The sequence below is a fragment of the Pusillimonas sp. genome, from assembly GCF_044464525.1.
Lineage (GTDB): Bacteria > Pseudomonadota > Gammaproteobacteria > Burkholderiales > Burkholderiaceae_B > Pusillimonas.
In genome coordinates, this window is the sequence record NZ_JBIQLE010000014.1 from 23,336 (window position 1) to 44,709 (window position 21,374).

The 21,374-nt window shown below is 59.8% G+C and carries 20 protein-coding genes and 1 tRNA gene; 11 read left to right on the forward strand and 10 right to left on the reverse strand.

Annotated features, from left to right (window positions below; genetic code table 11):
- Window positions 1–25: 25 nt before the first annotated feature.
- The gene (locus ACIY1O_RS09555; protein ID WP_397474868.1) at window positions 26–1,663 is read right to left on the reverse strand and encodes an isovaleryl-CoA dehydrogenase; all 1,638 of its coding nucleotides are present in this window, start codon (window positions 1,661–1,663) and stop codon (window positions 26–28) included.
- Between the two features lie 167 nt (window positions 1,664–1,830).
- Between ACIY1O_RS09555 and ACIY1O_RS09560 the strand changes: the two genes are divergently transcribed.
- Together ACIY1O_RS09560 and ACIY1O_RS09565 are read left to right on the forward strand one after the other, a co-directional pair.
- The gene (locus ACIY1O_RS09560; RefSeq protein ID WP_397474869.1) at window positions 1,831–2,208 is read left to right on the forward strand and encodes a DUF423 domain-containing protein; all 378 of its coding nucleotides are present in this window, start codon (window positions 1,831–1,833) and stop codon (window positions 2,206–2,208) included.
- Window positions 2,209–2,215: 7 nt separating this feature from the next.
- Window positions 2,216–3,259: an adenosine deaminase gene (locus ACIY1O_RS09565; RefSeq protein ID WP_397474870.1), complete on the forward strand. Its 1,044-nt coding sequence runs from the start codon at window positions 2,216–2,218 to the stop codon at window positions 3,257–3,259.
- 91 nt (window positions 3,260–3,350) lie between these two features.
- Here the strand turns inward: ACIY1O_RS09565 and ACIY1O_RS09570 are convergent, their stop codons facing one another.
- Window positions 3,351–3,560, reverse strand: coding sequence for a cold-shock protein (locus tag ACIY1O_RS09570; RefSeq protein ID WP_301115433.1), 210 nt, complete (start codon window positions 3,558–3,560; stop codon window positions 3,351–3,353).
- A gap of 248 nt (window positions 3,561–3,808) precedes the next feature.
- Between ACIY1O_RS09570 and ACIY1O_RS09575 the strand changes: the two genes are divergently transcribed.
- The gene (locus ACIY1O_RS09575; RefSeq protein ID WP_397474871.1) at window positions 3,809–4,360 is read left to right on the forward strand and encodes a DNA-3-methyladenine glycosylase; all 552 of its coding nucleotides are present in this window, start codon (window positions 3,809–3,811) and stop codon (window positions 4,358–4,360) included.
- A 24-nt stretch (window positions 4,361–4,384) separates the two neighbouring features.
- On the opposite strand, the gene ACIY1O_RS09580 is transcribed toward ACIY1O_RS09575, so the two are convergent.
- Window positions 4,385–4,810 carry a DUF3293 domain-containing protein gene (locus tag ACIY1O_RS09580; protein WP_397474872.1) on the reverse strand — a complete coding sequence of 142 codons (426 nt, stop codon included), beginning with the start codon at window positions 4,808–4,810 and terminating at the stop codon, window positions 4,385–4,387.
- 87 nt (window positions 4,811–4,897) lie between these two features.
- On the opposite strand from ACIY1O_RS09580, the gene ACIY1O_RS09585 reads away from it, so the two are divergent.
- Window positions 4,898–6,907 (forward strand): AsmA family protein, encoded by a 2,010-nt coding sequence (locus tag ACIY1O_RS09585; protein WP_397474873.1) that lies wholly within the window; start codon window positions 4,898–4,900, stop codon window positions 6,905–6,907.
- A 34-nt stretch (window positions 6,908–6,941) separates the two neighbouring features.
- On the opposite strand, the gene ACIY1O_RS09590 is transcribed toward ACIY1O_RS09585, so the two are convergent.
- From ACIY1O_RS09590 to phnD, 3 genes are all read right to left on the reverse strand, one after another.
- Complete coding sequence (locus tag ACIY1O_RS09590) at window positions 6,942–8,912, reverse strand: PhnE/PtxC family ABC transporter permease (RefSeq protein WP_397474874.1); 1,971 nt, start codon at window positions 8,910–8,912, stop codon at window positions 6,942–6,944.
- Window positions 8,909–9,718, reverse strand: coding sequence for a phosphonate ABC transporter ATP-binding protein (locus tag ACIY1O_RS09595; protein WP_397474875.1), 810 nt, complete (start codon window positions 9,716–9,718; stop codon window positions 8,909–8,911). Before ACIY1O_RS09595 ends, ACIY1O_RS09590 begins: the two co-directional genes overlap by 4 nt.
- A gap of 63 nt (window positions 9,719–9,781) precedes the next feature.
- A complete protein-coding gene (gene phnD, locus ACIY1O_RS09600; RefSeq protein WP_397474876.1) occupies window positions 9,782–10,708 on the reverse strand; it encodes a phosphate/phosphite/phosphonate ABC transporter substrate-binding protein in 927 nt (308 codons plus the stop codon).
- Window positions 10,709–10,909: 201 nt separating this feature from the next.
- Between phnD and ACIY1O_RS09605 the strand changes: the two genes are divergently transcribed.
- The 3 genes from ACIY1O_RS09605 to ACIY1O_RS09615 all read left to right on the forward strand — a co-directional run bounded on the left by ACIY1O_RS09605 (window position 10,910) and on the right by ACIY1O_RS09615 (window position 11,725).
- Window positions 10,910–11,176, forward strand: coding sequence for a hypothetical protein (locus ACIY1O_RS09605; protein ID WP_397474877.1), 267 nt, complete (start codon window positions 10,910–10,912; stop codon window positions 11,174–11,176).
- A 63-nt stretch (window positions 11,177–11,239) separates the two neighbouring features.
- The gene (locus tag ACIY1O_RS09610) at window positions 11,240–11,458 is read left to right on the forward strand and encodes a hypothetical protein (RefSeq protein ID WP_397474878.1); all 219 of its coding nucleotides are present in this window, start codon (window positions 11,240–11,242) and stop codon (window positions 11,456–11,458) included.
- 123 nt (window positions 11,459–11,581) lie between these two features.
- Window positions 11,582–11,725 (forward strand): hypothetical protein, encoded by a 144-nt coding sequence (locus tag ACIY1O_RS09615; RefSeq protein ID WP_397474879.1) that lies wholly within the window; start codon window positions 11,582–11,584, stop codon window positions 11,723–11,725.
- An 83-nt stretch (window positions 11,726–11,808) separates the two neighbouring features.
- Here the strand turns inward: ACIY1O_RS09615 and ACIY1O_RS09620 are convergent, their stop codons facing one another.
- From ACIY1O_RS09620 to ACIY1O_RS09635, 4 genes are all read right to left on the reverse strand, one after another.
- A complete protein-coding gene (locus ACIY1O_RS09620) occupies window positions 11,809–12,063 on the reverse strand; it encodes a hypothetical protein (RefSeq protein ID WP_397474880.1) in 255 nt (84 codons plus the stop codon).
- A gap of 596 nt (window positions 12,064–12,659) precedes the next feature.
- Window positions 12,660–13,025, reverse strand: coding sequence for a YgiW/YdeI family stress tolerance OB fold protein (locus ACIY1O_RS09625; protein ID WP_397474881.1), 366 nt, complete (start codon window positions 13,023–13,025; stop codon window positions 12,660–12,662).
- 323 nt (window positions 13,026–13,348) lie between these two features.
- The gene (locus ACIY1O_RS09630; protein WP_397474882.1) at window positions 13,349–13,759 is read right to left on the reverse strand and encodes an I78 family peptidase inhibitor; all 411 of its coding nucleotides are present in this window, start codon (window positions 13,757–13,759) and stop codon (window positions 13,349–13,351) included.
- A gap of 981 nt (window positions 13,760–14,740) precedes the next feature.
- Window positions 14,741–14,817, reverse strand: a tRNA-Arg gene (locus ACIY1O_RS09635).
- Between the two features lie 92 nt (window positions 14,818–14,909).
- Here ACIY1O_RS09635 and ACIY1O_RS09640 point away from each other — a divergent pair.
- The 4 genes from ACIY1O_RS09640 (at window position 14,910) to ACIY1O_RS09655 (ending at window position 21,218) form a co-directional block, all read left to right on the forward strand.
- Window positions 14,910–15,875 carry a phosphoribosyltransferase family protein gene (locus ACIY1O_RS09640; RefSeq protein WP_397474883.1) on the forward strand — a complete coding sequence of 322 codons (966 nt, stop codon included), beginning with the start codon at window positions 14,910–14,912 and terminating at the stop codon, window positions 15,873–15,875.
- Between the two features lie 162 nt (window positions 15,876–16,037).
- A complete protein-coding gene (locus ACIY1O_RS09645; protein ID WP_397474884.1) occupies window positions 16,038–17,144 on the forward strand; it encodes an alpha-hydroxy acid oxidase in 1,107 nt (368 codons plus the stop codon).
- Window positions 17,145–17,258: 114 nt separating this feature from the next.
- The gene (locus ACIY1O_RS09650) at window positions 17,259–17,684 is read left to right on the forward strand and encodes a GlcG/HbpS family heme-binding protein (protein WP_397474885.1); all 426 of its coding nucleotides are present in this window, start codon (window positions 17,259–17,261) and stop codon (window positions 17,682–17,684) included.
- 195 nt (window positions 17,685–17,879) lie between these two features.
- On the forward strand, window positions 17,880–21,218 hold the full coding sequence (locus ACIY1O_RS09655) for an autotransporter outer membrane beta-barrel domain-containing protein (protein WP_397474886.1): 3,339 nt from the start codon (window positions 17,880–17,882) through the stop codon (window positions 21,216–21,218).
- Window positions 21,219–21,374 lie beyond the last annotated feature (156 nt).

A 21,374-nucleotide genomic window follows, 5' to 3' on the forward strand; every position in this document is an offset into this window, starting at 1 on the left:
ACGAATGATATACAAATTTTGGCGTTCATTCGTACCAAGCTCGTCGGATCAGCATGTTTGCAGCCTCGGCGTTGCCCGATACCCCGTACAGGGCCATGGCCTGACCGCCAAAACGCGAACGCAGGAAGTTTTCGGCCACCTCGGCGGGCGCGTGGCGCCGCAATAGATTTGCCTGCACCAGCAGGACCAGCCATTGCGATACGTGGCGGGCGCAGCTTTGCAGTGTCGCCTCGTCGGCGGATATCAGCGTGGCAAGCTGCTCGGCCCTCTGCGACAGCAGGGGATCGTCGGAGCTTTCGCTGAGCAAGGCGTCGATCAAGGTTCCCGCCAACTCGGGTTCGCGCCGCAGCCCTCGCAACACGTCCAGGCACATCACGTTGCCGGACCCCTCCCAAATGGCATTGACAGGGGCCTCGCGAAACAAGCGCGGCATGGGGCCGTCTTCCACGTAGCCATTGCCTCCGCAGACTTCCATGCATTCGGCGGTTACGCCGATGGCACGCTTGCAGATCCAGAACTTGGCGGCCGGAGTCAGGATACGTCGATATGCCTGGTCCAGGACGCTCTCGCCCTCGAAGGCGCGCGCCAGGCGCAACGCCAAAGCCGTGGCTGCCTCGCTCTCGAGGGCCAGGTCGGCCAATACAACACGCATCAGGGGCTGCTCGACCAGCCTGCGCCCGAAAGCCCGGCGATAATCGGCATGATGCACCGCCTGCACCAGCGCCTGGCGCATCAGTGCGGTACTTCCAAGCACGCAATCGAGGCGAGTAAGCGATGCCATCTCGACGAGCGTCGCGATTCCGCGCCCCGGTTCGCCGATAAGTACGCCGTGGGCATCGAAGAACTCGACTTCGGCGCTGGCATTGGAACGATTGCCGAGCTTGTCTTTAAGCCGCTGAATGTGCACCCGATTGAGGGAGCCATCGGGACGTCGGCGCGGCACATAAAAGCATGAGTACTGCTCTTCGTGCAACGCAAGCACAAGGTGCGCATCAGAGGTGGGAACGGAATAAAACCACTTGTGCCCCACCAGCGCATAATCGGCCCCGCGTCCGCCCTTGCCCAACGGCGTGGCCCTTGTGGTGTTGCTGCGCAGATCGGAGCCTCCCTGCTTTTCGGTCATGCCCATGCCGACGAGCATCGATTTCTTATCGGCCAACGGCGAATCAGAGGGGTCGTACACGCGGGACAGCAACAAAGGACGCAAGGTATCGTAAAGCGCCTCGCGGGCTAGCAGCGGGATGGCGGCCGAGGTCATGGTTAGCGGGCACAAGGTTCCGGCCTCGACCTGACCATGCAGAAGATAATATGCGGCACGGGCCACATGGCGCCCCGGCTCGGAGGAGCTCCATGCGCCGCAATGCATGCCCCGGCTGAAGGCCTTCTCCATGAAGACATGCCAGGCCGAATCGTACAGCACTCGATCGACACGATAGCCATGCTGGTCGAAGCGTTCGGCGACGGGAGCCCGGCTATTCGCTTGACGCGCCAGCGCCGCCGCCTCGGCCGTTCCGAGCCATGCGCCGTAGTCTGAAAGCGAGGATTCGTGCGTCGACGCCCCCTCGCGTCGTACCGCTTCTTGTAGCGCGGCATCCGACGCGTACAGGTTGTAGCCGTCGAGTTCGGGCACTTGGTTTTCGACTTCGTGCGTGGACCATTTCATGGTGTCCTCCGGGATTACTGCAAGCAACACAGCGGCGCTTCCATGTTAAAACTTGGGTCGCTTTCGACAAAACATGGGCGATCCTTCATAGTATCGCCAGGACGCCATCGGGCCGCAAGAGCGGCATCGTCGCGTATCCATCATTCAAAACCCAAGAAGGACTATCCATGAGCGACCGCTCTCTTGTCATTACTGCTGCTCTGTGCCTGATGGTCGGCGTGGGCGCCGGCGCTTTTGGCGCGCACGCCCTGAAGCGCATCGTGTCTGCCGATATGCTGCAGGTCTGGCAGACAGCCGTGCTGTATCAATTGATCCATGGCCTGGGCATGCTGGCCATTGCGGCCCTGGCGGCTCGATTCGGTTCGCCCCTGCTTTCGTGGGCCGGAACACTTATGTTCGCCGGCATCATCCTTTTCAGCGGCAGCCTGTATGTGCTGGCGCTTTCGGGCACCAAGTGGCTAGGCGCCGTCACGCCATTGGGAGGCGTCTTCTTCATCATCGCTTGGGCGCTGGTGGCGCTGGCCGCTTGGCGCCACGTTCACTGAGGCTGTCATGAGTACAAATTCAAACAATAGCGCATTGCGCGACTTCATCGTCGGTCTGCCCAAAACCGAGCTGCACCTGCACATCGAAGGCACCCTTGAGCCCGAGATGATTTTCTTGCTGGCCCAGCGCAATGGCGTGAAGCTTGCCTACGAATCCGAACAAGCGTTGCGCGACGCCTACGCTTTTACCGACCTGCAGTCATTTCTGGATCTTTACTACGCCGGCGCCGGCGTGCTAATTACGGAACACGATTTCCACGACATGACGCTGGCCTATCTCCGGCGCATCCACGCCGACGGAGTGCGCCATGTCGAGATCATGTTCGACCCGCAAACGCACACCGTGCGCGGCGTCGCCATGGAAACCATATTCAAGGGCCTGGCGTCGGCCATGCGACAGGCTCGCAGCCAATGGGGCATCAGCGGCTACCTCATTCTTAGTTTCTTGCGCCACCTCAGCGAAGAAGACGCCTTCACCACGCTCGAGCAGGCTCTGCCGCTGCGCGAGCAGTACGCTGATATCTGGACAGCCATAGGGCTGGATTCAGCCGAGCGCGGCAACCCTCCGGAGAAATTCGAACGCGTCTACGCCAAATGCCGAGAATTGGGCTTTCGCCTGGTGGCCCACGCGGGCGAAGAAGGCCCGCCCGCGTATGTCCGCGACGCGCTCGACCTGCTGCATGTCGAGCGCATCGACCATGGCGTGCGCAGCGAAGAAGACCCCGGACTGATGCAGCGTCTGCTCGATCTGCAAATGCCCCTGACCGTCTGCCCACTGTCTAACCTGAAGCTCTGCGTATTCGACGCCATGGAACAGCACAATCTGGCACGCTTGCTGCGCCGGGGCCTGCGTGTCACGGTCAATTCCGACGACCCAGCCTATTTCGGCGGCTACCTGGCCGACAACTACATGGCGGTGGCACAGGCGCTTGATCTAAGTCGGGACGACTTGGCTGTCCTGGCACGCAACAGCATCCTGGCCTGCTTCCTTCCCGAGCAGGAAAAAAACTTTTTGCTCGACGAACTGGACAACTATCTGGCCCGAGCGTAGCCGAACTTATACACAACAAAAAACCCCATCGTACGATGGGGTTTTTTGTGTTTTGGCAGCCGCCCCAAGGACGGACACCCGAAAAACAGGCTTAGATGACCTGGATCGACTTGGCCTGAGGACCTTTCTGGCCTTCGGCGGAGACGTAAGATACGCGCTGGTTCTCTTCGAGGGTTTTAAAACCCGTACCCATGATGTCGGTATGATGGGCGAACAGATCTTTACCACCCGCTTCAGGCTTGATAAAGCCGTAGCCTTTTTCGTTGTTGAACCATTTAACAATACCAGTTTCAGTTTGCATTTTTGCAACCCTTACAAAATATGGGCGTACTTGCCCGGGAACAGACTATCAAGGGTGGAGATGGAGCAAAAAAGTACTGTTTTTGGTACTGATTGGACAAACTACAACGAACTTGAAAATCTAGCGGCTCATCGTAGCGGCGGCTTACGGCTAAGTCAAGCAATAATTATCGAATCAGGAATTAAATTTGCGACAAGACGTTTTCGCAACAAACAAGAGCGGCCGCCTTCTCGCATCTGTCGAAAAACATGGAAAAACTGACCCGCGATTTCTACACCCGAGACACTGTTACAGTCGCTCGTGACCTGCTCGGAAAAACGCTTGTTCATCAAGTTGACGGACGGGCGCGAATGGCGCGCATCGTCGAGGTAGAAGCCTATCTTGGCCCTCACGATCTGGCGGCGCATTCGTCCAAGGGCCGAACAAAGCGCACTCAGGCCATGTTCGGACCGCCGGGCCACGCTTACGTGTATCTGATTTACGGCCTGCACCGCTGCATGAACATCGTGACCGAGCCTGAGGGCAGCGGCACCGGCGTGCTGCTGCGCGCCGTCGAACCGTTGGCGAACGTGGAGGGCAACACGCGCGGGCCGGGTCTGCTTACGCGCGCCATGGGCATCAACCTTAGCCATTACGGCCATGACCTATGTGGCGACGAACTGCATCTGCTTGCGCCCGAAGCGTCACCCGCCCCCGATATCGTCGCCACGTCAAGGGTCGGCGTAAGCTACGCCAAGGACTGGGCCGACAAGCCGCTACGGTTCTATATTGCCGGCAACCCCTATATTTCTCGCAGGTAACGCGACCTTATGGCGCATCATGGGTCATCGCAGCAGCACAAGTTCGGGTTTGCAATCGGCGCCGCAATAAACGATGGCGTTTTGATGAAAAGCACGACCCAGGCGCGCAGCCTCTTCGCGGCCCACACCGAGCACCAGAAAACTGGCTTCGGCCGGCCATGGGCCCGATATATGCTGACCGCTTCCTAACAAGTAGGCCCACCCATCCCGGGTAAGCATTTTTGCAAGACGCTGCTGGCGCTCGGCGTTCTGAATGTCAGGCAGCATGCGGCTATATGGGTTGCAAGCGGTGATGAAAGCACTTGAGCTCACGCCGTATTGCCGATGCAGGGCAAGCAAGGCCTGGTTGGCGTGCTCGATTTTCAGGGTGAACGGCTGCGGCGCCTCAACCCGATAATCGGTCTGGCGATAGGCTGCAAGAGTAGAGGCGGGAATCCGGGATGTCGTCATGGCAGCATCGAAACAAAAAGTCTTAACAGCCGCCGCGCGCATGGGATAAGGCGCATGCGCCAAGGCCGGCCCGCGCAAAGGATGCCTATGCCCCGCTACGCAAAGATCTTGATTGGTATTGTACTGTCCGTGGTACTCGTCCTGGCCGTAGCGTTGACGGTGGCGGCGACCTTCAACTGGAACATGGCCAAGCCCTGGGTTGAGCGCCAGTTAAGCGCCCTGTCCCATCGCCAGGTAGATATCCAGGGAGACCTCAAGATCGACTGGAAGCGACCGGTGGAACGCTCGGGATGGCGCGGCTGGGTTCCCTGGCCCGAGATCACCGCGCACGATATCCGTGTCGGCCAGCCTCAATGGACTGCCGGCGAAGAGGACATGGCCCATGCCGGTCGGCTAAATCTGCTCGTCGATCCCATTCCTTTGCTCAGCAACACCGTGCGTGTCGCCCGCCTGGAGCTCCAGGACGCCGACCTCGATCTGGTACGGTCCGAAAGCGGCGCCGGCAACTGGGCCCTGAGCGAAGAACCTACGCGTGACGATGAGCCCGCCAAATGGCAGTTCACCCTGCAACAGCTTGGCATGCAGAACGTCAGGATACGGCTGCGTGATCCATCATTGGCGCTGGATGTGCGTGCCCAGCTGGATTCACTGGCCGACACACAAACAAACAGCTACGCCGTAGGCTGGCAGGCCGAAGGGCGCTACAAGGAAGGTACGATATCTGGCAGCGGCAAAGCCGGAGGGCTGCTCTCGTTGCAGCAAGGAAGCCCTGATGCTGATGTGCCCTTCCCCATCCAGGCCGTTCTCAAGATAGGCGACACAACGGCACAGTTCGAAGGCACGGTGACCCGTCCCACCCAGTTTGCCGCGCTTGATCTGCGCTTGAATCTCGAGGGCGCAACCATGGCCGACTTGAACCCACTGATAGGCATCGCGCTACCCAATACACCGCCTTACCAGACCGAGGGCAGGCTGGTCGGAGAACTGGCCAACGACAAGAACGTCTGGCATTACCAAGATTTCAAGGGAAAGGTGGGTTCCAGCGACTTAAGCGGCACAGTGGAATTCCACGTGCGCGAGCCGCGCTCATTTCTGACCGGATCGCTTCAGTCGGAACTGCTTCGCTTCAAAGACCTGGGCCCCCTGGTGGGCGTGGACAAACGCGAGGATAAAGCCAAGAATCAGCCGGCTGACAAGGCACTGCCTGTCGAGCCCATCAACACCGATAGCTGGGGCCTCATGGATGCCGACGTACGCTTCAAGGGCAAACAGATCGTTCGTAACGAGAACCTGCCGCTGGACAATGTCGAAACCCATGTCAAGCTGGATAACAAAGTGCTGACGCTGACCCCGCTGAATTTCGGCGTGGCCGGCGGTACGCTACGCACCACTATCGAACTGAACGGACGACAGGATCAGATCAAGGCGCGTCTGAAGGCCACAGCCCGCGGCTTACAATTGCGAAAGCTGCTGCGCGGCGCCGAATCCATGCGTGCCAGCCTGGGCACGGTGCAAGTTGACGCTGCCTTGTCCAGCCAGGGGAAGTCGTTTGCTGAGCTATTGGGAGAAGCCAACGGCGAGCTCAAGGCTGTGGTCACTAAAGGCACGGTCAGTCATTTCCTGCTGGAGGCCGCTGGGCTGAACGTCGCCGATATGGTCATCGTCAAGCTGTTCGGCGACGAGCAGGTTGTGCTCAATTGCGTGGCGGCCGACTTCGATGTCAAAAATGGCCTGATGCATACCAAGGCTTTTAAGCTGGACACAGAAGACGCCACCATCGACGTAACCGGCAACATCAATCTGGCCACCGAAGAGCTGGACCTGGACATCGACCCCGAAAACAAGTCGTTGCGCATATTCACCTTGCGCACACCCCTGTATGTGCGCGGCACGTTCAAAGATCCCGATGTAGGCGTACACGAAGGGCCTATCGCCGCGCGCGCCGGCGCTGCGGTCGCGTTGGGTATTATTGCGACGCCGCTGGCTGCCTTGATTCCGCTCTTGAACCTGGGCACAGACGATTCGAATGAGTGCGCGCCTTTGATGAAAACCGCCCAAGAGAAGCCGGAAGCGCCGCCCCCGGGCAAACAGCGATGATCCACACGACAAAGGGCGTTGGCAGAGGCCCACCCTACCCGCGCCCCACACGTGAAAGATTCAGCATCCGCACGCTGCGATCGATCAATACCGTCAGCAAAATCATCACGATGAGATACGTGCCGGCGCGCTCGAAACGAAACCATTCAAAATTGAAGTTGAACTGGAAGCCCAGCCCACCCACGCCAATAAGGCCAAGCACCACTGCGGCCCGCACATTGCTTTCAAACTGGAAGAACGCATAGGTCATCCAGTCGCGCCACGCCAGGGGGGCGGCCACCAATGCATAAGTCATGCGACGCGACGCTCCGCATGTGGGTTCAAATCGTCTTAGGGGCTGGTTATCCACGGCTTCGCCAAACACCCGGGTAAGTACGCCCAGCGTATGCGCGGCGATGGCCAGAGTGCCGGCTACCAGCCCTGGACCGAAGAATGCGATGAATAAAAACGCCCACATTACTTCGGGCACGCCTCGTGCAATCATGGCTGTGGCACGCGCAGCGGCCATCTGCAAAACTCGCCACGCGCGCAGCCAGCGGGGAGCGGTTTCACCGCTGAAGCGTTCGGATAACAATTGAAAAGTAGCCGAATGAGGGTAGGTGAGCAATATGGCCGCAGCCACCCCAAGCAAGGTACCCACCACCGCGATGGCCAGCGGCACAGCCGCAGACTCCACAGCCCGCCAGACGAACCACTTGCGCAACTCGTCGGCCCAGGACACCCACGCGGCCGGACGCCAGAAATCTGCCGGACCGTAATGGGCGAACAGTTCCACTGTTTTCCCGTCGGCCCGTTGCTTGGCCACTTTCTCGGCTGGACCTATTCCAACGGCAGTTAAATCCAGTTCGGGCGACAATAGCCGCTGGAAGAATCGTAGGTTGTCCCAGGCCTTGCCGGTGAAAATCTCGGCGGCGGGAGCCAAGTGGTTTCGCGGCGCGCCCCCTTCGCCGGCGCGATTGCCCCAACCCATGAACCACAGCGACCACACCAGTACCGCCATCACAAAACCCGCCGCATACCAAGGGCGCAAAGGAGGTCGGGTTGCCCGGGCCGGCGACTGGGCATCAACCTGCGGCACCCGGCTGGATGCACGTGCAGCATCACCCCGCAACAAGCGTCGTACGTGGTTGCTTGCCAGATCAGCCGTCAACGTCAACAACAGGGTAAACAGTATCAGCGTACCAACCTTATCCCACGCACCGAAGCGAATCTGATACCAGATCTCGGAGCCCAGCCCGCCCCCGCCCACCGCGCCGATCACAGCAGCATTCCGAATGGCGCACTCGGCGCGCATAAGCGTAAACGACAGCACATTGCGCGACGCCAGGGGCCGGATTCCGTACAGAAAAACAGCCAGGCGCCCGCCTCCCTGGCTTCTCACCTGGGCGTAACGCGCCTCATCAACACCGTCCCACAACTCGCTATAAACCTTGGCCAGAATGCCGGTGATATTCAAGGCCAGTGCCAGCGCGCCGGTCAGCGGTCCCAGGCCGATCATGGCCACAAGAATGACAGCCCACACGAAGTCGGGCACAGCCCGCAAGACATCCTGGATAAGCCGACACGCCGCGCAGAGCAAAGCCGTCGGGGAACGCAATGGAAAATGACGCCACACGCGAAGAGGGCTGCCTTGGGGCAGCTTCGAGACAAAAATGCCTTCGCGCTCTTCCCCCACGCATACTGCCCGGCTTGCTCCCATGGCCAGCGGCCAGGCAAAGAGCACGGCAATAGAGGTTCCTAAAACAGCCGCCGACAAGGTCTGCAGCGTAAGGTCCCATGAGTGCCAAAGGAATTCCGCCGATAAGTCTGGAGAAAGAAAGGCGGCCAGCCACGCCCCAATCCGGCTCGCAGCTTCCGCCCGGCGCTGGGCATCGGCCAGCGCGTCCCAATCCCACTCCACGGCAAAGCAGGCCGCAAGCACGGCCAATACCAGCATCAGTAACGCGATGAAGCTGCCCAGGGGACGACGCCGATGGCGCCGTGCCGCCGACGCCGTCATATTCATGCCGGCAACGCCATTTCATCCAGATGTAAGGCGCGGTACTCGGCGCCATACAACTCGCGTAGCAAATGCTGGCTGATGTCGGCCGGCGCCCCCTGCCAGAATACGCGTCCCGCCCGCAAGGCGATGACACGATCAAAATTGCCCTGCAGCAGGTCGAGCGTATGCAGGTTGACCAGCAAAGTAGCGCGCTCGTGTCCCGCCAGTTCGCATAGAAGCCCGATAATTTCCTGGCCCAGGCGCAGATCAAGGGCGCTGACCGGTTCATCAGCCAGCACCAAGCGAGGTTGCTGCACGATGAGGCGCGCTACCGCGACCCGTTGCTGCTGCCCCCCAGAAAGTTCATCCGGCAACGACCACAACCTATCGGCCAGCTCGACGCGTGAAAGCGCCTGCGTCGCCCGGCCCAGCTCTTGCGGCCACAACAAAGACCACAAGGCTTTGGGCAGCCACCAGCGGCCCAATCGGCCCATCAATACATTGTGCACTACGCGCAACTGAGGGATGAGGTTGTCTTGCTGATGAAGAAAGCCGACATCGCGGCGAAGCCTTGCCAAACGCTTGCCCGAAAGCCGAGAAACATTGCAGCCCAGCGTTGTAACGCGCCCATCCGCCGGTTTGACAAGCCCGCCCACCAAGCGGAACAGCGTCGTCTTCCCGGCCCCCGACGGGCCTATGATCGCCACCCGCTCGCCTTGTGAGACGGAAATATCGATCTCATCCAGCACGCGGTGGCGTCCATACACTACCGCCGCACGCTCGACGACTACCGGCAGCGCGGACGCCGTTTCAGAGCCAGGGTTATTCATGTGAAGTTTTCCGGACGAGCTTTGCGGGAGCCTTACGAGACCGTAAAAGCCCCCGCCAAGCCATCAGCCACCAATGTCTATGCCCGACTCAAGCAGGTCGACATAACCCTGCCACTCGGAAATATCCGCTTCGATGAAGCGCCCGGCCTTCAGATACTTGAGCACCTGGGCTCCGTCTTCGTTACTGGCATCCAGAGCCAATAAGGCCGTGCGCAGCTTGTCAAGCATCTCGGGGCCCAAGTCGGCACGCGCCGTCAGGGCGTAGTTGGTGTACGGAGGGGTCTTGTAAACAATAGGCGCCCTGGCCTTCAAATCTTCCGAGGCTTTATCCCAGCTTGCATAGTTGAGAGCGCCTACGTCGTGCGTGCCATCGGCCACCATTTGCATGACCACATCATGGCTGCCCGAATACGCTACAGTGCGGAAGACCTTCTCTGGGACCGTGCCTGTTTGATCCATGAAGTACTTGCGCGGCATCATATGACCCGAGGTGCTGCTTTTGCTACCGAAAGTGAAAGTCCATGATTTCCCATCAGCTGCTGTTGCCAGCTCGGCCAGGTCGGCAACGTTGTCAACTCCGGTAGCGGGGTTTGCAATGAAATAACTGACGAAACCCTTGTCGATATCGCGGCAGCCCAGAATGGTGATGTCATCGCCCATCTGCATGCGGGCTTGCGCCGTGGTCACCGCACCGAGCCAGGCAATGTGCGCGCGGCCCGTTGCCAAAGCGGTGACACTGGCCGCGTAGTTTTCGACATGCATGTACTCAACCGGCATGCCCACCGCTTCGCCCAGATAGCTGGCAAGCGCACCAAAATTCTCACGCATGCGTTCGGCGTCGCCGTCGTCAGGGATGGCGGTGATAATGAGTTTGGAAGGAATTTGCTGGGCGGCGGCGGAAGCGCCTAAGATTACAGAGAAGGCGGCCGATAAGGCCAGGGCGGACAGAGAATGCAGATACTTCCTGCGCACGGCAGAGAACGTATTCATGGAATGACTCCAAGGTTGACTCTATTGTATGAAAACAAACACCAGGCTGACAGCGCTGGGATGGAGCTGAACCGCTCCGGATAAGGACGAGGCCATACTAGCATCGAAAACCCCGATCGTCGAGGTTGCATGCCCTTATAGCGCCCGAACCGGCGCCTGGATTGGCCGGCGGCTACAATGGAAGCTCATTCAAGGAGTCTTATGTTAAATTTAGAGCCCGCTGCGCGGGAGTATCTTATTGAAATCCGAGCCCTCTCTACAGACCACGACAACAACGATGTGTTTGTAGGCATGACTTTCAAAGAGTCAGTGTGGTACGCAAACTATCTAGAAGAATCATTCGGCGGAACCGCTGACCGCTCTGACAAAACCGAGCAAACCTATCTGGCGCTACAAGACAAGCACGAAGAAGCCCGACGCACCGTGCTGGCCGGCGAATCGCTTATGCGAAGCGCTAACTTCCAGTAAGGCCTGGCATTCGTCAGGCATAGCTCTTGCGCCCTCCTGTTCGACACATTACAGGAGTGGCTTATGACCAAACGCAAGCTCGACAAAGACTCCCCCAGCATGACGCCCCATGGGGATGTCCTTAAAGTGCCGGGTGGCACTGGCGGCGAAAACGACAAGCCTGACGATAAAGGCATCGATGTGCCCGCCGAGCCCGGCAAACCTACACCAGGCCCCTCAAGCCCCGACTTGCCCGGCGGGCCGCCCGAGCCAGTCGCCCCAGGCAAGCCTCCGACGCTTTAACGCAAAACTCAGGGTTCGCGGCGGATTTCTTTGGCCCGGGCACGCCGCATGCTCTAAAGTTTTCCCACGCCCCGCCGGCAGCTTTTCGAGCTACCCGGGATATGGGAGATTAGGAGCAATACCATGCCGCAAAACCAACCCAACCAGCCCGGAAAACAGCAAGCTCCCGGGCAACAAGAGCAAAGCAAATCGGGACAGCAGCAAGGCGGACAAAAGTCCGGACAAGGCCAAGCTGAACAGAAGCCCGACCAGCAACATAAGAAATAAGGGAACGGCGAGTTCTCGTTGACGCCTCTTTAATCGGGGCATATCACAAACCCGCTTCGGCGGGTTTGCTTTGCGCGCTCGGGTTAGTCGCCCTTTGCGTCAGAGCGCATTCGTTTGCCGCGCCAGAATACCCATAGCCCTGCCGCGACTACAGCCCAATAGATGATGCCTTCGGCGGATACCAGCATCTCGACGAACAACGCCACGCCGCCCTGCGCGCAACCTCCTTCCCGTGCCTCTAGTGCGCACTGTAACGCTGCACGCCAGAATGCCGCCGCTATCGCTCCTACTGCAATGTTCGCTCCCACGATCATTACAAGGGCTCCAAGTCTTCGCATTTCCCCCTCCACAGATTGCTCGTAGCGGGGGTCAGCCTATTGCGTACCTGGAGGACTGCGAGAAGGTAAGCACCCAGGTAACAAGAGATACAAAGAAAAGCTAGCTATATGCACCCCCGTGCCCCAGTATCAATACACAGAGGCAGCGCAACAACACACTTCAAATAATCCGGGCTGCCTCGTTAACACCCCTTCGCCACCGGCTTCGTCGAAGCCGATCATGATCTGCTGAGGGTACTCGGTATGGCTTTGCAGGCTCAAACTGCTTTGCCTTCGCACCCTCGGAGCTCTTATGACCACATATCAAAGACACGACAGTATTGCCGTGCGCCCCTTGCAAGTAATGGGTATGGACTGGCCACCGCGACCACCATCCCTGATCGACGAAATCGGCCACGCCAAGAGGCGCGCGTACGTTCGTAGTCGAATCCTTCGCTTGATGAAGGAAACATACCCCAGCCTGCCCTATTGATCCAGAGGCGGAACGGCCCGGCAGACCCTCTGCCCTAGCTTAGCCGAACGAAGCCGTAGCCGACTCATTTTGAAAGGCGCGGCTGGCACGATTCGGACCCCACTACCTTCGTACCGCTTCTTCCCTACTCGATCACCCGAACAGACTTCACTTCGATTTCGGGTGGCCTGTTCCTGCCAGTATCGACCTCACCGATAAGCTCGACTTTTGTTGACTCATCGACGGACTGCCCGGCGAAGCGCTTCGCTTTTATCTCCGCAACGATCTCGCCGGTTCCGTCCGAGAAAATGTATTTCTTTTGCGCGGTTTTGCGCAACAGATTCCCCTGAATCTGGACGTCTTGGTCATCAACTGGATTTTTGAGAATTTCAGCCACCGTCGGCTGCTCAATTTCCGAGGGCCCCGAGTATTGCGCATAAGCGGGAGCGGCCAAGATACCTGCTACCACAGCTGCGGCCAGCAAATATCGTACTTTTAGATGTGCGGACATATTCGCTCCAAAACCAGTATTTAAAGATCAACGGTAGCAGCAAATCGCCGCGCAATCCCTACAGCAAGTAACCAGGAGGAGGCTGCGGGCATGACACAGGGCATGCACGTTCCCAAGCTGGATTAGCGCCGGCCACCATCAACACGCCCACCGCCTCTGCCGAAACGGTACGCACTGGCTATCAATCGATAGCGGATGCTTAATTTACAGTGCAACAGCGCGAACCGCCAGATGCAGCTTCGAGTCTGGCCCACTAACGGGCGCCCAACTGCGGAACCGACCAGGGCAACAAACCCTGACGCCGGAGCCGTAACCGGCCACATCTACCCGCAAGTCACGCGCTCGATCTTCCCGCTTTCGTCCACATATACATTCAAACGCTCCTGACGGTAATCCATAGTGACTGCCGAATCGGGGTTGATGATTCGCGAGAGCGTCGGCAATGTGGATTGATCAAGGCTGGATTCAAGCGTGCCAACTAAATTTTGACGGGAGTCAGCACCACATTGGCTTGCCGCCTTAAAGAGCTCCCATTCTTCAATCTTGCTTCCATCGGGCAATTCGCACATACCGGCCAGCCCCGCCGGGGTGTTCTCTATAGTCAACTTGCCGCCAACCTGCTGGCAATACACCGAGGCTGGATTAGCCATGCCCACTTGCTGGGGTTTTTGGCTATCGGTCGCTGAGGCGCACCCGCCCAGAATAGCAAGTAGAACGATCCCTAGTTTCTGCATGAATGACCCTTTGGAGTAACTGATGCAGATGAAGTTTAGCCTAGGTTCGGCGAACATCTTCCCATGCAACCGCCTCATCCCATTCGAACTCGGCTGCGAGGCCCAAACTGACACCATGCTTAGCTTGGTTCTCTCTGTCTTTAGCGGAATCAAAGGTGATATCCATCTAATTATTGCAGTTACATAAACACATCAAAGCAAGGAATATTTGTAGCTATAAGATTGCACTCCACGCGAGGTTTCTTTTGCCTGCCCTACTCCCTTTCTGATCTGCCCGCTCCGTTCTGAGTAGGGTTTTCCCCACCCCTTTCCCGTTCCCCGCATCCAAGAAAAAACGAAGCATCAAAGCTGAAGCAACTGAGCTGGCCCAACAATACGCGCCTAAGAAACTTAAGCGGGACGTTGACTTTGAGCTTGAAAATCAGGCCGTACAACAAATACTAGACAACGTCCTGCGCCTGCAGACATACATCGCCATGCGACAGAGAAAGTAGCGACGGTTCGGCATGGATTATTGCCGGAGGCTTCGAGTTCTCCGACCCCCCGAGCTGCAGGACGCATGCGGTGCGCGCCATGAGGTGGGCGCGAGACAATCTCGATGCTCGGATCAAGCAAGAAGAACTATTCGCCGGGGAAATCCATGTCGCAGTGGATTGACAACGGCCAGCGTTACGAGCCTATGCCAAGATCGCAACGCGCCCTAATATTGAGCCAAAGCATCGGCCCGTATGGAGCATGAATAACACGGCCTGGCAAGCGGCTAGGGTGCGAGCCGTCATTCCAGACCTGCATGTCCACGATCTGCATCACACCATCGGCATGAGGCTTCGAGCCGGAATACAGCGGAATCGCAAAACCTTTTGGCAGTGTTGCGAACGGTTCAGATGCAGCGATTCCCCCAAAATTCCCCCAGGCATAAAAAAACCGCTTAGGGATTGCGGCCCTAAGCGGTTCTAACTAGCTGATAAGACTAGTGAATTTTGGCGCGGCTGGCAGGATTCGAACCCACGACCCCTTGGTTCGTAGCCAAGTACTCTATCCAACTGAGCTACAGCCGCCAAAGAAGCGAAACTATAACACAATTTTATTTCGATGTCCTGCCACCGCGCAGCCATCGCGCGGGCTATCTCCTTTTGACTACAATTCCTGCATGAAAGCGTATTCCTGTGATTACTACTGGGTTGAATCCCGGATCAGCGGCTATTTGGCCGAATGGCGGCTAGCCGGTTTCGACGCCGTGGTGGCCATTGCACGTGGCGGGTTGGCGCCGGGGGTAATGGCGTCCACAGCGCTTGGCCTCCCGCTCTATGCATTAAGTTACGATCGCGCCGGCAGGCGCGTATCGTGGTTTACGCGACAAGCTCCGCAGGCTGGCTCGCGGGTGTTGCTGGTGGAAGACATCGCCGGCCGAGGCACCACGCTTTCGGACAGCATCGAATTCCTGCGCGGCCAAGGGTTCACAATATCGGTCTTCACACTCGCCTGGGATACCCAGTCTCGCGTCGTGCCGGACTATGGCTTTCAAGTTCCGGCAGGCTATCGCGCATGGTTCCCTTGGGAACGCGAATCGATCACAGATGCCTTTGGCGCCACTGGCAATCGGCCCAGCCAGGCCGAACACGAGTATGCTTCCTGGGCCATGGACTTGGACGGCATTTTGCTGCCCGACATTCCGGAAGACGATTATCTACATGATCTAGAGGCTGCCCTGCTGCGACGCGATGCGTTGGAACCGCACGCGATGCTGCCCAATCGCGACCTGCGCGACCTGCCCATCATCACAGGCCGGCCAGAGCAAGACAGAGCTCGCACACAAGCCTGGCTGGACCGCCATGGTTTCACGGGCCGGCTGATCATGCGAGACGAGACACGCTACACGGCTCCGGAAACGGCGCTGCACAAAGCGCAGGCCATCATGGAGCAGCGCTATACGCACTTTATCGAAAGCGACGCCATTCAAGCACTGGAAATAGCCAGTCACGCCAAGGTGGCGCGAGTGCTGTGGTGGAACGGTTCGCGCGCCATGGCCGTGTATGCGCACGAAGCTCCCGAGATGGCGGGTGACGCCCACAACCTTCAATACATCGGTGATACGGCGCCGAGCACTAATCTATAATCGCCTGGCTGCGTAGAGTTTGGTCGCCAGACAGGCTTGCCTGCCCACGCGCCACCGGCCAACCCATTGTGCACGACCACACCGGAGAACGCCTTGTCCCGCCTTGCCCACGCAACCTGCATTGAAGATCTCCGCCGGATGGCTCAGCGGCGGATGCCGCGTATGTTCTATGACTACGTGGCGTCGGGTTCATGGACGGAAAGCACCTATCGCGACAATGTGAACGACTTCCAGCGCCTGAAGTTCAGGCAGCGGGTGGCCGTGGACATCCAGTCGCGGAACCTGCGCAGCACCATGATCGGGATGGAAGTGGGCTTGCCGGTGGCGCTTGCGCCGACAGGCCTGACCGGGATGGTGTGCGGCGACGGCGAGATCCTTGCCGCGCGCGCTGCAGAACGCTTCGGCGTGCCCTTCACCTTGTCCACCATGAGCATCTGCGCCATTGAAGACGTTGCGGCCCATACATCGCGACCCTTCTGGTTCCAGCTGTATGTCATGCGCGACCGCGACTTCATGCGCCGCTTGATCAATCGCGCCAAGGCGGCGGGATGCTCAGCGCTGGTCCTGACTCTTGATCTTCAAGTAATGGGGCAACGCCATAAAGACATCAAGAACGGCCTTACCGCGCCGCCCAGGCCCACACTTCGCAATTTGTTGAATCTCGCCACCAAGCCGCACTGGTGCTGGTCCTTGTCACGCACTCGGCGACGCGGCTTCGGCAATATTCTTGGCCACGTCGAGGGGATAAGCGATATGTCGTCGCTGGCCTCATGGACGGCAGAGCAGTTCGACCCAGCACTATGTTGGGAAGACATTGCATGGATCAAAGAGGCCTGGGGCGGGAAGCTGGTGGTCAAGGGAATCATGGATGCGGAAGACGCGCGCCAAGCTGTCGCCTGCGGTGCCGATGCGCTGATCGTGTCGAATCACGGCGGCCGGCAGCTGGATGGGGCTCCGTCGTCTATCGCCGCTCTTCCCCATATTGTTCAAGCAGTGGGCGACGACATCGAAGTATGGTTCGACGGCGGCATACGATCCGGGCAGGACGTGCTGCGCGCCGTCGCGTTAGGCGCGCGGGGCACCTTCATTGGGCGTGCCTTTCTTTACGGGCTGGGCGCCGCAGGCCAGGCGGGCGTAGAACGTGCACTTGAAATCATCACCAAGGAACTGGACATCAGCATGGCCTTCTGCGGCCGAACCGACATCGGCGGCGTCGACCGCTCGATACTGCTTAACCCGCAGATTTTCGACGATCTGACGACACTCTAGAAGTGCCGCAGCGCAGATCCAAGACTTGCGCTGCCTTTGGCTTGCTACGTTGCCTTTGGCTTACTATCTAGAGCTTGCACCTATTTCTCGTACATTCCACATCAAGGAGGCATCGTGTCCCAGCTTAGCAGTCAACAAGCCCTTACCCTCATCGGCGCAGCATTCAAGGCGGCGCGCAAGGAGAACTACAAGCCCATGGGCGTGGTGGTGGTCGACGCGGCAGGTCAAGTCGTAGCCAGCGCACGCGAAGACGGCGCCACAGCTCTAAGGCTGGATATCGCGCTGGGCAAAACGGGCGCCTCGATCGGCATGGGCGTCAACAGCCGCGCACTCGTACAGCGCGCAGCAGACATGCCCGTGTTCTTTACGGCCATCTCTGCCTCCGCTCAGCAAAAATTCATCCCGCAAACCGGCGCGGTGCTTATCCTTGACGAACAAGGCACGATCGTCGGCGCGGCCGGCGCCTCGGGCGGCACCGGCGACCAAGACGAAGAAATCGTCATGGCCGGCATCGCGGCGGCGGGGTTGAAGCATTCCTGACAAGGCAAGCGCATCGCCCGTGAAACTCAAGGCGGCGGAAGTCGACGCGCCAGACAGATATTTCGATATATTTAGTTTCAATTTGCCGTTCATTGAAACTAAAGATTAGAATGCCGGTTGGCCTTCAAACCGCCGGCAGGGTTCACGACGCGGCTTAGCGTGCCACGGCCGGCCATTCCCCATCACTGTGATGCCATGACCGGACTCGCTCGTTTTTCCCGGCAGCGCCTCGCCCGCGCCTTGCTTTGCGCCGCCGCCCTGCTTCCCGCCACAGCCTTCGCCGTCGATATACGGCCCGTCGTCGCCCCCGACGGCCGGACAATGTTCGAACTGCATTTCCTGCAAAGCGCCGACTATCCCGCCGAATACCGGCCAAGTTGGTACTTGTCGGAAAGCCAGAAGGCGCGCATGGTCGAAACCATGGAGCGCTGGGCGCAAACCCTGCGCACGCCCGGCGACGCCCGCACCGGCATCATCGAAGTCGCAACTGTGGACGCGCCCACGGCCTACGCCAGCTCGGATTCCATCATCAGCGAGCGCGGCCTGATCACACGCCTGCAAGCCGCGCTGCAAGGCGAGCCGGACGACCCCGGCTTTGCGCCGGACGATGCCCATGCGTCGATTGTCCTGGGCACTTATCCGATAGACCAGGGCTTGCATGAGCCATCGCAGCAGCCCATCCAGGCGACGGGCTTCGACCTGGCGACCATTGCCTTCCATGAACTGGCACATGGCTTGGGCCTTATCTCTCAAATCAGCGCCAGCCGTGACGGCTCGGGGTCTCACCCGACCCAGCCTGTCTTCAAGAGCCAGCCAAGCCTTTGGAACAGCATGCTGCGCGACGACCACGGCCGGCCCGGCCAGCCCGGCGCACCCGTTCTGTGCGCCGCCTGCGACACGCCGATACAAGAAGGGGCGTTCGACGTGCGCCAGAACCGCGGCTACCTGACTGGCCCTCACATCAATGAAGTGCTGGGCGATGCACTGCCCGGCATCCCGGTAAGCATGCTCTACCCCAACGGCTCGCTCGATTCAGACAACATGAGCCATCTCGAGCTGGCAAACAGCCTGATGAGCCACCAGTACTTTCGCAACTACACGGGTTTCATGGAAGCGGAGCTGGCACTGATGCAGGATCTCGGCTACGACCTCGATCGCCGGCGGCTGTATGGCCGCTCCGTTTATGGCAGCGGGCTTGCTCTGGACAACTCTCATGGTTTCCATGCGCGCAACCCCGAGGGCACCGCATACCTGCCCGGCACCTACAGCACCGCCACACTGGGCATGGGCCTGCATGTCTACGGCAGCCGCAACCGCATCACGCAATCGGCCGACCTGCTCACGCAAGGCGGGGGCGCGGTGGGAATCCGCATCGATGGCCGAGAGAACCACATCACCATTCCCGCCGGCGTAAAGGTGCATGGCGATGGGCGCCATGGGTCCGGCGTCCAGTTCGCGTACGGCCGCGATCACACTCTCGCGACGGCCGGCGACATTCGGGCTTCGGGTGAGAACGGCGTGGGCATCCGCATCGATTTCGGCAACAACGCCTTCAGCAACGAGCGCATGGTTCGCGGTTCGTATTTGCTGTGCGACGGCAACATAGACACTGATCCCTGCCTGTCGCCTTGGCAGAGCAATCAGCCGATTCCCGACGAACTGACCGGCCCGCTGGTCAGCCGGCTTGACGTCACCGGCGCCGTGGCGGGACGGCACGCGGCTATTGCCGCCTCGGCCACCGGGCTGGTCGGCGACATACATCTGATGCGCGGCGCCCGTATCGAGGGCGACATCCGCTCGGACTACAGCCAACTGGACGAACAGGGCCGCCTGCGGCTGACCCGCCTCACGCTGGGCCGCATGCCCGACGCGCACGGACGCGCCACGGACGCGGCCGACCCGGCTTTCCGTTTTCACTATGCTCATCATCTGACCGGCGACAACCTGTCGCTGCGGCTGGCCGGAGGCTTGTCCGTGCTGGACGGCCGGCACACGGTGCACGACGTACGCGTCGAGCCGGACGCGGCCTTGGCCGGCATAGGGTACTACCGCATCACCGGCCCCGATCAGGCTTTCGTCAACGACGGCCTGGTGCTGCCGGGCAACCGCCACGCTCCGCTGCGCATCCAGGGCGACTATCGCCAGGATGCGGGCGCCACTCTGGCCGCCGACTTCGACCGCCAAGGCCTGCATAATGCGCTGGTGGTGGAAGGCACGGCCACGCTCGACGGCACATTGGCGCTGCGCGCCCTTCCCGACTGGTACGAACCAGGTTGGCAACTGGATGCCGAGCCGGTCTTGCAGGCCCAGGCTACGCAAGGCTGGTATGCCCGCACCATGGTGGACTTGCCCTCGCCCACGCTGCGGGCACACCTGGATGCCGCCGGAACCGGCCTTCGGCTGTCGCGCGCCGACGATGCCTATACCCGGCTTGGATACACGGCGGCCGCTCTTGGCGTCGGCGCCGCCCTGGATCATATTGTGACGAACGCCCCTGAGTCCATGCAGGGCCTGTATCGCCAAGTGGATTTCTCGTCGGCCGACGGCTTCGAAGCCGCCAACATGCTGGCGCAGATGGCGCCCACGCCTTACGCAGCCTGGGCCGCCAGCCAGTTCGACGCCATGCGGCTGACAAGTGACGCGTTGACGCGCCAGCAGAACTTGGCGGCCACCGTGGACAGGCCCGGCTGGAACGTCATCGCTCTGCCATTCGCAAACCATGCGCGTCGACGTCTGGATGACGACAGCGCATTTCGCCATTATGGCCATGGCCTGCTGATTGGCGCGGAACACACCTCCGCCAACACGCCCTGGACGTTCGGCGCGCACGCTGTGTTTTTCGAACAGAAGCTCAAGCTGGACAGCCCTCTTGTCAGTAGCGGCCGCAGCGAGCAATGGCAATTGGGTTTGCACAGCCGCTATGTTCCGAACAGCCGCAAAGGTGTTTACATGCTGGCCCAGATACGCGCCGGCGCCGCGCACTCCCGGGTTGATCGGACAGTCGCATCCACACATTGGCAAGGCTCGTCCCAAGCCCGCTGGACCGCTCGCAGCTTCCAGGCACAGGCCACGGCGGGCTATCAATGGGCTTTGTCACCAGGAACAAGTGTGGGGCCTGTGGCCGTACTGGACTATGCCTGGCTGCGCCAGCCCAGCCTGGTCGAGTCGGGCGATTACGGCGGCCAACTGGCGCTGGCCGGCCAGCATCATGACAACCTGCGAGCCAGCATGGGGGTGCGCATGCAATGGAACCCATCCCTGGGCGAGCCGCAGGCATGGCAGGGACACCTTCAGCTTACTCGCGACCAAACCCTGATGGGCCCGCAATTTCCTCAAGAGGCCGGCTTCGCGGCCCGCCCCAACGTAAGCTTCGGCACAAGCCAGGCGCTGGCTTCGCGCGGCGCATGGCGACTGCAAGGCGGCGTGGCACATGACACCGGAAAGCTACGCGTGACAGCGCAGGTGGAAGGCCAGTTATCCACACACGGCCAGCACCAATTGGCCGGACAAGTTTCGGTAGGCTGGCGCTTTTAAAAGCCAAGATCCAGACACCCAGGACCCACGCCGCTACGATTTTCTCGCACACAGAAGGCAGTGGCCTCCAGCTTCTCCGGTGTCGGCCTTCAACCGCCCCAAACAGGCGGCTGCGTGTTTCGAATCGACCTGTTCCTCTTGAATACTGCATACCCG

Bases quoted from the DNA above. Each gene is read 5' to 3' on its own strand.
- ACIY1O_RS09555 (WP_397474868.1), bottom strand. From the start codon at position 1,663: ATGAAATGGTCCACGCACGAAGTCGAAAACCAAGTGCCCGAACTCGAC.
- ACIY1O_RS09560 (WP_397474869.1), top strand. From the start codon at position 1,831: ATGAGCGACCGCTCTCTTGTCATTACTGCTGCTCTGTGCCTGATGGTC.
- ACIY1O_RS09565 (WP_397474870.1), top strand. From the start codon at position 2,216: ATGAGTACAAATTCAAACAATAGCGCATTGCGCGACTTCATCGTCGGT.
- ACIY1O_RS09570 (WP_301115433.1), bottom strand. From the start codon at position 3,560: ATGCAAACTGAAACTGGTATTGTTAAATGGTTCAACAACGAAAAAGGC.
- ACIY1O_RS09575 (WP_397474871.1), top strand. From the start codon at position 3,809: ATGGAAAAACTGACCCGCGATTTCTACACCCGAGACACTGTTACAGTC.
- ACIY1O_RS09580 (WP_397474872.1), bottom strand. From the start codon at position 4,810: ATGACGACATCCCGGATTCCCGCCTCTACTCTTGCAGCCTATCGCCAG.
- ACIY1O_RS09585 (WP_397474873.1), top strand. From the start codon at position 4,898: ATGCCCCGCTACGCAAAGATCTTGATTGGTATTGTACTGTCCGTGGTA.
- ACIY1O_RS09590 (WP_397474874.1), bottom strand. From the start codon at position 8,912: ATGAATATGACGGCGTCGGCGGCACGGCGCCATCGGCGTCGTCCCCTG.
- ACIY1O_RS09595 (WP_397474875.1), bottom strand. From the start codon at position 9,718: ATGAATAACCCTGGCTCTGAAACGGCGTCCGCGCTGCCGGTAGTCGTC.
- phnD (WP_397474876.1), bottom strand. From the start codon at position 10,708: ATGAATACGTTCTCTGCCGTGCGCAGGAAGTATCTGCATTCTCTGTCC.
- ACIY1O_RS09605 (WP_397474877.1), top strand. From the start codon at position 10,910: ATGTTAAATTTAGAGCCCGCTGCGCGGGAGTATCTTATTGAAATCCGA.
- ACIY1O_RS09610 (WP_397474878.1), top strand. From the start codon at position 11,240: ATGACCAAACGCAAGCTCGACAAAGACTCCCCCAGCATGACGCCCCAT.
- ACIY1O_RS09615 (WP_397474879.1), top strand. From the start codon at position 11,582: ATGCCGCAAAACCAACCCAACCAGCCCGGAAAACAGCAAGCTCCCGGG.
- ACIY1O_RS09620 (WP_397474880.1), bottom strand. From the start codon at position 12,063: ATGCGAAGACTTGGAGCCCTTGTAATGATCGTGGGAGCGAACATTGCA.
- ACIY1O_RS09625 (WP_397474881.1), bottom strand. From the start codon at position 13,025: ATGTCCGCACATCTAAAAGTACGATATTTGCTGGCCGCAGCTGTGGTA.
- ACIY1O_RS09630 (WP_397474882.1), bottom strand. From the start codon at position 13,759: ATGCAGAAACTAGGGATCGTTCTACTTGCTATTCTGGGCGGGTGCGCC.
- ACIY1O_RS09640 (WP_397474883.1), top strand. From the start codon at position 14,910: ATGAAAGCGTATTCCTGTGATTACTACTGGGTTGAATCCCGGATCAGC.
- ACIY1O_RS09645 (WP_397474884.1), top strand. From the start codon at position 16,038: ATGTTCTATGACTACGTGGCGTCGGGTTCATGGACGGAAAGCACCTAT.
- ACIY1O_RS09655 (WP_397474886.1), top strand. From the start codon at position 17,880: ATGACCGGACTCGCTCGTTTTTCCCGGCAGCGCCTCGCCCGCGCCTTG.